Source organism: Waterburya sp. (assembly GCF_058530065.1).
Genome location: NZ_JBZNBU010000201.1, coordinates 1 through 10,250, shown reverse-complemented (window position 1 = coordinate 10,250; position 10,250 = coordinate 1). Strand labels below are relative to the sequence as shown.

Sequence of the window (10,250 nt, the reverse complement as noted above, 5' to 3'; positions counted from 1 at the left end):
GGCGATCGCTTATCGATATATCTGACAGGTTTTCTAATTCCCTAACTTCTTGTATATTCTAAGTCAAAATTGTAATTGTTGGATGTCAAAAATAGAAGCTATATTTTTTACCTTCAACAACTTCATATCTACTAATTTCTTGCCAGGGAATTAATAGCTTGGGAGATATTGAGTCAAAGATCGGAAAATGGATAAATACAGAATCAATGTATATTCCTGCTTCTAAAAAGGCTATCTTAGCACCCTCAATACCAGTCATCGAACCCGTGCTATCTTTACTAATTCTGTATCGGCAAGGCTTACCTTTTTGAGTGACTTCCTCAGCGTATCTGGAGTCGGTTTTGTACAGTTCTGCTAGTTCATAAATACCAGTTTTATAGTTAAACAAAAATATAATGCCCAAAAAAATACTTATACTTAAAATTATGTTAAATGGAAAATAAATTTCAGGTAACACTAATTTAAATTTTTAATTCAAGATAATGCTAACTTTCAATACATTTGATTTTACCGTAGAACAAATAGCACAGATAGATCTTTATCGTTCTAAATGGGAACAAATTGCGGTTTTACAAGAACCAATCGACCGAAATCGTGCCAAGCTAGCAATTAATGAAGCTTACAATTTAATCGATATATCAGAACCAAATATACTTTTTTTCGCTACTCCCTATGAAGCATTAAATTACCTCAATCGAGAAATAGTAGCTAACTGGGGGAAGTTAAACGAAAGTTTTTTTGGCAGACCTATTGCGGGAGATTTAATCGATCGCCTAATAGGCAATATAAGAAAAGAAATTAGAAAAGAACTATTGGAACGGTTACGGGGTAATTTGGATAACGGACTGGCAGATAGTGTTGCCTTAGAAACCACAGCTAAACTGCAAACTAATCAAATATTTACGATGATTATGGCTAATTTTAGAGCAATGGCGATCGCTTCTAATCGAGAGTCTGATGCTGATGCTCTAAACAAACTGATGTTTGAGCTATTTCTGCAAGCAGGATTTGTAGTTAACAATTTTATCCTTCCTCCTTTATGGCAGATAGAAAACCTATTTCATAGAGATCGAGTGAAGAATACGGACAATACGTTGGCTACTTTTTTGACAGGAAGATTCAGCAGACCAAATTCAACTCAATATGAACTGCCTTTTGTAGATGCTAATAGCAGATTTATTAATGTCATTATCCCGTCAGTAATGACCGATCTCGCTTATTATATTGATTATTGCCATGAAGTATTAAACTGCGATCGCGATGCCCAAAAATGGGATATTTTTTACGATTTGATTACAAGCTGTGGCTGGTTTTTTCCTTATGAAAACATAGTTTTAATCTGCGATCGCCCGTTGGGTTATACTCGCGACAACCCAACCTAACGACTAACGACTACCCCTGTTAAGGTGAACAAAAGTACTATCTTAAATTTAAAAGGGTTTCGAGCAGGCGATCGCTAACCTCATAAGTTTCTTTTTGAAGCATTTTGTATATTCCGAAGCAATGTCTCAAATTATAAGCTTGCAAACTCCTATTATTTTGTTGAATAGCAGCTAGATAAACTAGTACAAACGCTCACCTTAACAGGGGTACGACTAACGACTAACCAAAAGTCCTGCCGTTCCAGCCCCACATATAGCCTTTGGCATCGTTAAATTCAATGTAGATGCGATCGCTGGGGATGTTAAGTTTCTCGCCGATCTGACTGCAAAAAGCTTGACTCATGGTTTTAGTTTGGTCGGAACTCATGGTACCGACGCTTTTGATTTCGACATAGCAGACGGGATCGAAGGTACCGCCAAAAGTCATGGGAACATCTGCTTCAAAAGAAGTCATGACGTATGATTCTGACTTACCAATATGTTTGGCTAAATCCGCAGATAGGCTAGTCAACAAGCTTTCAACTGCTGCGGGTTCTGGCTGAGAAACGGAAGATTGAACTTTGATTAAAGGCATAATGGTTTTTTAATTTTTACTCGGATCTTAATTTCCTTATATTTACTAATATATGGTTTTGGCGTAACGAAATCTCCATCAGTACAGTTTTCCCCATAAAATTAGCGCTCGCTTATGAAGACAATTAATAATATCGATTGGAAAAAGCTACAAAATGGTTCGGATATTCGTGGTGTGGCTTTAGAAGGTGTTCCCGATGAAGCGATTAACCTAACTCCTGAAGTGGCAAAAGTTTTGGGCAATGCTTTCGTACAATGGCTGATTCGGCAGAATCATAAATCTCCTGAAGATTTAACTATTGCGGTAGGTAGAGACAGTCGCCTGTCGGGGGAAACTCTAACCCAGTCAGTAATTGAAGGAATGGCGATCGCTGGTTGTCGGGTTGACAACTTCAATCTGGCTTCGACTCCCGCTATGTTTATGAGTACTGTTACTGAAGGCTTTAACTGCGATGGGGCAATTATGCTTACTGCCAGCCACTTGCCCTTCAACCGTAACGGCATGATGTTTTTTACACCACAAGGGGGTTTAAGCAAGCCCGATATTACCGAGATCTTAGATATTGCCGAGACAGGAGATTCGATCTCCAGTGCCAACCGAGGTGAGGTGAGCGAGCGCGATTTTATTAGCGTCTATGCTGCCCAACTAGTAGAAACCGTTCGCCAGGGAGTAAATCACCCCAAAAACTACGAACAACCCCTGACTGGTTTAAAAATTTTAGTCGATGCGGGCAACGGTGCGGGAGGCTTTTATGTGGATAAAGTATTACAGCCTTTGGGAGCGGATACTACAGGCAGTCAGTTTCTCGAACCCGATGGGACTTTCCCCAATCACATTCCTAACCCCGAAAACAAGGAAGCGATGGAGTCAGTTTGTCAGGCGGTAATTAATAACCAAGCCGATTTTGGCATTATTTTCGATACCGATGTCGATCGCGCTGCTGCTGTTGATTCTCAAGGGAACGAACTAAATCGCAACCGTATCATTGCCTTAATTTCCGCCATAGTCTTGCAAGAACATCCAGGTTCGACCATAGTTACCGACTCGATTACCTCTGACGGTTTGACTCAGTTTATCGAACATTTGGGTGGCAAACACCATCGGTTTAAACGAGGCTATAAAAACGTAATTAATGAAGCGATTAGGCTCAACAATTCTGGAGAAGAATCCTGGCTGGCGATCGAAACCTCTGGACACGGGGCGATGAAGGAAAACTATTTCCTCGACGACGGGGCATATTTAGCGACTAAACTGCTGGTGGAATTGGCTAAAGCCCAACTACAGGGTAAACAGCTAACCGACTTGATTGAAGATTTACAGGAACCAGCAGAAAGTGAAGAATTTCGTCTCAAAATTAACACCGATGATTTTAAAACTTATGGCAATGAAGTCATCGATCGCCTGAAGGAGTTTGCCCGTACTCAAGCTGATTGGGAAATCGTACCAAATAACTACGAAGGGGTGAGAATATCCTCTACATCTCCCACAGAAAACGGCTGGTTTCTGCTGCGCTTATCCCTCCACGATCCTGTTATTCCTCTCAACATCGAGTCTAATGCAAGTCAGGGAGTTAAGGCGATCGCCACTAGATTGCTAACGTTTTTTGGAGATTTTAAAAATTTAGATTTATCACCTTTACTAACATTTACCGAGCGCAGATCGTGAGCAGAACTATCCTAATTTTAGAAAATTAAAAATACGCAATCGTTTAAAATCAAAAAAAAATCGCCCTCATTTGAGGGCTGTTTTCATTTATAATACTTACTTTAATTTCTTATTCTTCAATAGCAACCAACTCTACTGAAGAAATAGTATCTTCGTAAACTCCTTGAACTTTATTATCTTGAAAAGTTTCAAAAGACGCGCTCATTGTTATATTGTAAACTTTGTCATTCCCAAATACATATAAATGCCATCGGTGCAAATCTTCAGGATTTTTCTCACGTCGAGTACCTTTTTGGTTGTTGATTTCGCTCATACGTAGAGCGGGGACTACTTCGTCACCAAACTTAATTTCTAAAGGTGTAACATTCGTGTAAAAAGCATCTTTTTCGTATTGCATTTGATAAGCTTGTTGTAAATCCTGGCTAGAAACCCCCGATAAAGGTATAGAATTTACAGCAATTATTGTCGCCGAATCATTTATACTTGGTCCTGTCCAGGTAGTTGTTTGTCCTTTATCTTCTCTGATAAATTCAACTGGTACCTTTAACTTAAATCCATTAAAAGTATCCGTATATTCGGCATAATTACCTGAAAAACCAGTGAAATCTTTCTCGTTAGGAGATTCTTCTGATTCCTTTTTTATAGGCAAACTAACGTCTACATCAACCTTAAATTGAGATATCAAAATTTCTTTGTCTGCTTCTAGAGATCTAGCGACTTCAGGTAACAAACCTAAGGTAGAAATAATTAATCCTGCTGTAAAAATATTAGAAATTTTCATGTTACGTATATTAGTAAATCGGATTATGCTTCATGGACAACGAATTCAATTTTTTGTAATGTTTTTAATCATTAGAAAATAACAATATTACAAATTTATTTTTATTTAGAGTAATTATCTGTCCCTAATTTCGCACAATTACTCTAAATCTAACCGCCGTTAGAGTGCCGTTGAAATCACTATAATGTCTCTCAAATCCAGCCCAAATAACTGGCGATCGCCAAACCAATACCAACTCCAGTGGTGGCAGTTAAAAGGTTGGGCATAAAGCTCCAATCGTGGTGTTTTTGATGACGGGAAACAGTTTGGTCTTTAGAAGATGTAGTCATGATTGCTGATTGTTTACTAAAACTGATTACATCCTAATTACCTGCGTAACTGTTACGTGCGATCGATCTCACTATGCAGATTATTTTAATTTGACCGAGTTATCTACCAAACTTTGTGCAGAACCATTGAATCTTTAGGCTAGTTTTTCATCTTTTAATTTTCCTTCAGAATCGAATGCTTGCCATGCTTGCCCCGCTGCTATCTGCTCGGGAATGACCCAGTTGAATACCGAGCAGTTAAAGTCTTTGTTGTGGAACTGGATGTTTAATAAGTATTTTGAGTCGGAGGAGACTTTTGCTTCTATTATTGCTTCTGCTACCTCTTATGCCCGATTCTACAATCAACTATAAGTGTTTTCATGAATGATTTAGGACTGCTATAGTTAGTAGAATAATTATGTGGTTTAATTTTAGTTCTGAGATAATGCCTTAAGAGCTAATAGCTGATAGCTCGAAGTAGTTAATGATATAAATGAATATAGATAAGACCTTATTCTCTTATCAGGTTGGCGGAAGTTTAGCATCTACTTCTCCTTACTATGTGGAGAGAAAAGCCGATCGCGAGTTGGAACAAGCCTTGAAAAAAGGAGAATTTTGTTATGTTTTAAATTCTCGTCAGATGGGTAAATCTAGTTTGCGAGTGCGGACGATGGCTAAATTGCAAGGGTCAGGAACTGTTTGTATTTTTGTCGATCTTACTGGTATGGGAACTCAAGATTTAACCGCAGAAAAATGGTATGCGGGAATTGTTTTGGCAATTGTTCGTAATTGCGGTTTAGAATTTGATTGGCGTACATGGTGGCGAGAACAGAGAGATTTATTAACTCCCGTACAAAGATTATCTTTATTTATTGAGTCGATATTATTAGTAGAAGTTTCAGGAAAAATTGTGGTTTTTATTGACGAGATCGATCGCGTACTCAGTCAAAACTTTTCTCTCGATGATTTCTTAGCTTTAGTTTATAGTTGCTATCAAAAACGACAGGTTAATCCAGCTTTTAAGCGTCTGACTTTTACTCTATTGGGAGTAGCTTCTCCCAGAGATTTAATTAGGGACAAAAATAATTCTCCTTTTGAATTGGGTAAAAAAATTTGCTTGTCGGGTTTTAAATTAGAAGAAGCTACTAATTTGATTAAGGGTTGGTCGGCTATAAGCGATCGCCCCAAAGCAATACTAGCAGAAATATTGGAGTGGACAAACGGACAGCCATTTCTAACGCAAAAATTATGTCAACTAACTTTGAAAAAGTTGGATAAAACATCTCTTTCAAAACCAAAAGAACAAATTGCCGATCTTGTCGAAAGATATATTGTTCGGGACTGGGAAACTCAAGACGAACCCGAACATTTAAAAACAATTCGCGATCGCCTTTGTTGTCGGAATAGTGCTATAACTATTCGGTTATTGGGATTGTATCAAAAGATTTTACAACAGCAATCATTAGCTCTCGATAATACTATCGAACAAATCGAGTTACGACTATCGGGTTTAGTCATAGAACAAGACGGGAAGTTAATAGTTAATAATCCTATCTATGCCAATATATTTAACTTAGCTTGGATAGAATCACAATTAGCAAGATTACGTCCTTATAGTCAAGCGATTGCTGCTTGGTCGAGTACGCAAGATAATAGTTATTTACTAAAAGGTGATGAACTTCAATCTGCTTTAACTTGGTCATTAGGTAAAAGTTTAACCGATCTAGATTATCAATTTTTGGTTACTAGTCAAGAATTAGCCAAACAAGAAATTGCCAGGAATTTGGCAGCAGTAGAAGCTGCCAGTAAGCTATTAGCAGATAGTAGAAAAAAAGCTCAATCAAAAGCCCAGAAAATTATTCTAAGTAAATACTGTTTGGGTCAAATAGTTATTGCTGTAACCGCGCTGGTTGTAGTTTTACGTTTTACGGGAATCTTACAACCCTGGGAATGGAATCTACTCGATCGCTTTTATATCTGGCAATTGACTAATAAAATAGAACCGAGAATTGTAGTAGTCACAATTAGCGAAAGAGATTTACAAGCTGTCGGTCAAATACCAATTCCAGATCGAATTTTAACCCAGACAATAAATAATCTTAAAGCCAAGCAGCCTCAAGCGATCGCTTTAGACCTCTATCGCGATTTACCAGTACAATTACCCGACCTTTCTTTACAAAAAATAGTTAACACCACTCCTAATTTATATTTAGTAGAGAAAGTCATTGGCGACTCAATTACTCCTCCTAATGTAGATTCAGATCGTCTTGGTTTTAGCGATGTAGTTATCGATGGCGATGGTAAAGTACGGCGTGCCTTACTTTCAATTGACGATCAAAATAGAGGGTTAAAATATAGCTTAGGAACCAAAATAGCACTGCATTATTTACAAGATAAGCAATTAAAGCTCAAACCTTTAACTAACTATCGCTATCTATTAGGAAAAGCAATATTTCAAAGACTTAGCTCTAACAGTGGCGGTTATATCAATGCAGATGTCGGGGGATATCAAATATTACTCAATTATTGGGGAACAGAAAATAACTTTCAACAATATTCTTTAGCCGAAGTTTTAAATAATAAAATAGCTACAGAAAATATACGCGATCGCTTAGTGTTTATTGGTTCGATTGCCGAAAGCGTTCGCGATTCTTTTGCTACTCCCTACAGTCAAGGTTGGTTTCGCTCTCCCCGTAAAATGCCTGGAGTTTTTATTCATGCAAATATCGCAAGTCATATAATCAGTTCTGCAATGGGAGAGCGTCCCTTACTGAAAACCTTAACTGAAGGTTGGGAGTTATTCTGGATTTTAATCTGGGGAATTATTGCCGTAGTTATTACTAATAAATTGCGCTCGCTTATCACAACTATTATTTATTTGTTTTTGCTTCCTGTGGTATTAGTTAGTCTTTGTTATCTAGCTTTTATTTGGGGTTACTGGCTCCCCCTAGTACCAAGTTTACTAGTATCGTTACTAGCAATAATTATTAGTGTTATTTTTAAACTCCAGCAAGGGGATAGTCTTAGGTTTGAATATATCTTAAACTCAATCTTAGTTCAATCTGAAAGTAATCCTCTTGTCAGAAACATAGCCCTAGAATATTTAAAGCAATCTGAAAGTAAAAAAAACGTTGAGGCAATCGAGCGAGTAACAGGCGATCGCTAAATTAATTGTAACTCTAAAGAAGCTTGTTAACTGTCAATTGTCAATTGTCAATTGTCAATTGAAAAACCGCCCGATCGCAAATATCTCGACCAAAGATCTTCTCCGTTATGTAAAAAAGATTTTTCCCGTGCCAAAATATCTAAGGCATCGTACCAAATACCTCGTTCTGCATACCAAGTAGCTTGTTCTAATTTAGTTATATTTTGGGGTAATTTATTATGGTTAATTCGTTTAATTCCTGCGGTAACTACAGGATCGTTGGGATGGGGGCGTTCGCCACACACCAGAATCAATGCCCAACGGTAGTTTTGACCGATTTCTAAGCCATCTGCATCTGGATCTAATTTCACTCCAATTTCTCTTGGTTTACCCGTGAGATTGATCGCCTGTTGCCAATGGGGTTGGGTGCCTACTTTAGCTAGGCTGAGTATGGCAGATCGAGCAGTAGTTGGAGGAATATAAGCCCAGAAAGTGGGGCGTTCTTTGGTGGTTAAGCCAGAGTTTCCTTGAGGTACGATCGCCTTTAATTTAAAGCGATCAGCTTTGGATAAGGAGTCGGCAGGGCATTGGTTACCATTACGGGAGGCTGCACCCTCGGTTGATTCTGGTTGTGCGTCATCTGGAGGTGGTTGGAATAAAACTACTGAATCCGATCGTTTTTCTTCTCCAGCGATCGCGGATTTACTAAGAGTAGATATTGCAATTGCAGACAACAGAAAACATAGTGCTGTGAGAGAAATCCCACTAATTTTAATTTGCCATCTCCATCCCCATTTTTTCATTGATTATTCTCAACTATTTAAATTGCGCTCGGTATCTCAGAGTTAAATTTTTACCCGACAAATTAAATTTCGTCGTGCTATTAAATCGATATTTTAAAAAAAGTTAATGACTTTTTAGGTTGTTTGCAGTTCGAGTTTTTTGGTGTAAATTGCTCTCGAATTTTTTGATGTATCAAAAGTAAAAACTTTTTCTGCTTGGTTATTAGATTTGACCGATTGTGGATTTACAGCGGGATTTAATTGTATTCCGCCAACACATAACAAAACAGCAATAAAACCTAAAGACAAGATAATTTTTTGAGTTAAAATCGAATTTTTCTTAATATTACGATAGCGATCGCGTTGCAAATATTCTTGCTCTATTAGCAATAGAGTTTCGGGAATATTGCCGATGGGGTAATATTTACAAAAATTACAAACTTCAAATTGCTGTTGGCGATCTCGATCTTGATTCATCTTCTCAATACCTTTCTTTATTCGTACAAAATATTTAATAACTAAGAACCTTTAGAATAGAGAATGCCCCGATATTTTCTTAGTTCAAATTGCCGATTGAAACTTTGGATGGGGCGACGCAAAGGATAGGTTTGTCCCCGAAACCGTACCAGAATATCTGAAGGAATCGTTTCGACAAAAACATTGTCGGGAGAATAGTCTTGACCTAAAAAACGTAGTGTACTTCTCATAACTGCAACTCCTGTTGTATTTGTATTTGCCAGTATTATGAAATTGATGACTCGAAATAAACAGGGGAAAAGTTCAGGTATTACTTATGTTTGTAATAAATAGTTACTTAGTTCGCGATCGCTGGGCTAATTGTGGTGATTTGAGGCAATTGTCTCTAGTATAATTTGGATTAATTAATTAATTAAAATCATGCATGTATATTAAACCTTGGCGTTCGTTGCTTTTAGGCTGTTTTTTGAGTAAGGCGATCGCTTGTCCTTCCACAGCGCAGGTTATCCCCGATGGTACGACTGATACTGTAATTAACTCTACAGATAACGGTACGAGTATTAATGCGGGCGATCGCGCTGGCAGTAATTTATTTCATAGTTTTGAGGAGTTTTCCGTACCTAACGGTAGTGAGGCATTTTTTAATAACCCTAACGATATTGTTAATATCTTTTCTCGCGTTACAGGGGGAAATATTTCTAATATTGACGGATTATTAAGGGCAAATGGCAATGCCGATTTATTTCTCATCAATCCTGCGGGGATCGTCTTTGGTGAGGGTGCAGCCCTAAATTTAGCTGGTTCTTTTGTTACCAGTACGGCAGAAAGTATTATTTTTACAGACAATGTAGAATTTTCGGCAACAGATACGGATAATCCGCCTTTATTAACTATTAATCAGCCTTTAGGTTTGAATTTTGGCAATAATATCGGCGATATTGCTATTAATGGTAGTAACTTACAAGTAGATCGGGTCAAAACTTTAGCTTTGTTTGGAGGCAATGTCACAATTGCAGGAGGACAAATAATTGCACCAGGGGCAAACATTGAATTAGGTGGATTGACTCAACCAGGACAAATAAGCTTTGAGCAATTAGGAGACGAAATAAATTTTAATTCAATAAACTTTCCCGAAG

12 protein-coding genes and 1 pseudogene are annotated in these 10,250 nt (G+C 37.8%); 5 read left to right on the top strand and 8 right to left on the bottom strand.

From position 1 onward, the window contains the following. Positions 1 to 85: 85 nt before the first annotated feature. Positions 86 to 388 carry a hypothetical protein gene (locus AC33VI_RS12640; RefSeq protein ID WP_491782624.1) on the bottom strand — a complete coding sequence of 101 codons (303 nt, stop codon included), beginning with the start codon at positions 386 to 388 and terminating at the stop codon, positions 86 to 88. A 94-nt stretch (positions 389 to 482) separates the two neighbouring features. Here AC33VI_RS12640 and AC33VI_RS12635 point away from each other — a divergent pair, with 94 nt between their 5' ends. After that, complete coding sequence (locus tag AC33VI_RS12635) at positions 483 to 1,382, top strand: hypothetical protein (RefSeq protein WP_491782623.1); 900 nt, start codon at positions 483 to 485, stop codon at positions 1,380 to 1,382. Between the two features lie 220 nt (positions 1,383 to 1,602). On the opposite strand, the gene AC33VI_RS12630 is transcribed toward AC33VI_RS12635, so the two are convergent. Then, positions 1,603 to 1,956 (bottom strand): phenylpyruvate tautomerase MIF-related protein, encoded by a 354-nt coding sequence (locus AC33VI_RS12630; RefSeq protein WP_491782622.1) that lies wholly within the window; start codon positions 1,954 to 1,956, stop codon positions 1,603 to 1,605. 114 nt (positions 1,957 to 2,070) lie between these two features. Here AC33VI_RS12630 and AC33VI_RS12625 point away from each other — a divergent pair, with 114 nt between their 5' ends. After that, complete coding sequence (locus AC33VI_RS12625) at positions 2,071 to 3,621, top strand: phosphomannomutase/phosphoglucomutase (protein ID WP_491782621.1); 1,551 nt, start codon at positions 2,071 to 2,073, stop codon at positions 3,619 to 3,621. Positions 3,622 to 3,730: 109 nt separating this feature from the next. Here the strand turns inward: AC33VI_RS12625 and AC33VI_RS12620 are convergent, their stop codons facing one another. From AC33VI_RS12620 to AC33VI_RS12610, 3 genes and pseudogenes are all read right to left on the bottom strand, one after another. Continuing rightward, on the bottom strand, positions 3,731 to 4,402 hold the full coding sequence (locus AC33VI_RS12620) for a hypothetical protein (RefSeq protein WP_491782620.1): 672 nt from the start codon (positions 4,400 to 4,402) through the stop codon (positions 3,731 to 3,733). Positions 4,403 to 4,593: 191 nt separating this feature from the next. After that, positions 4,594 to 4,731: a hypothetical protein gene (locus AC33VI_RS12615; protein ID WP_491782619.1), complete on the bottom strand. Its 138-nt coding sequence runs from the start codon at positions 4,729 to 4,731 to the stop codon at positions 4,594 to 4,596. Between the two features lie 134 nt (positions 4,732 to 4,865). Further along, a pseudogene (locus tag AC33VI_RS12610) lies at positions 4,866 to 4,961 on the bottom strand (NADPH-dependent FMN reductase); the annotation flags it as partial. Between AC33VI_RS12610 and AC33VI_RS12605 the strand changes: the two are divergent. Further along, positions 4,945 to 5,082, top strand: coding sequence for a hypothetical protein (locus AC33VI_RS12605; protein WP_491782618.1), 138 nt, complete (start codon positions 4,945 to 4,947; stop codon positions 5,080 to 5,082). The pseudogene AC33VI_RS12610 and the gene AC33VI_RS12605 overlap by 17 nt on opposite strands. Before the next feature lie 121 nt (positions 5,083 to 5,203). Beyond that, entirely contained in the window at positions 5,204 to 7,876 is a 2,673-nt protein-coding gene (locus AC33VI_RS12600) for a CHASE2 domain-containing protein (protein WP_491782617.1), read from the top strand. A 47-nt stretch (positions 7,877 to 7,923) separates the two neighbouring features. Here AC33VI_RS12600 and AC33VI_RS12595 read toward each other — a convergent pair whose 3' ends face one another. The 3 genes from AC33VI_RS12595 to AC33VI_RS12585 all read right to left on the bottom strand — a co-directional run bounded on the left by AC33VI_RS12595 (position 7,924) and on the right by AC33VI_RS12585 (position 9,344). After that, a complete protein-coding gene (locus AC33VI_RS12595; RefSeq protein WP_491782616.1) occupies positions 7,924 to 8,658 on the bottom strand; it encodes a DUF928 domain-containing protein in 735 nt (244 codons plus the stop codon). A gap of 114 nt (positions 8,659 to 8,772) precedes the next feature. Continuing rightward, positions 8,773 to 9,114, bottom strand: a complete 342-nt coding sequence (locus AC33VI_RS12590) for a hypothetical protein (protein WP_491782615.1) — start codon at positions 9,112 to 9,114, stop codon at positions 8,773 to 8,775. 41 nt (positions 9,115 to 9,155) lie between these two features. Continuing rightward, positions 9,156 to 9,344, bottom strand: a complete 189-nt coding sequence (locus tag AC33VI_RS12585; protein ID WP_491782614.1) for a DUF4278 domain-containing protein — start codon at positions 9,342 to 9,344, stop codon at positions 9,156 to 9,158. A 194-nt stretch (positions 9,345 to 9,538) separates the two neighbouring features. On the opposite strand from AC33VI_RS12585, the gene AC33VI_RS12580 reads away from it, so the two are divergent. Then, positions 9,539 to 10,250, top strand: a 712-nt coding sequence (locus AC33VI_RS12580) for a filamentous hemagglutinin N-terminal domain-containing protein (protein WP_491782613.1), incomplete at its 3' end; no start/stop codon positions are given.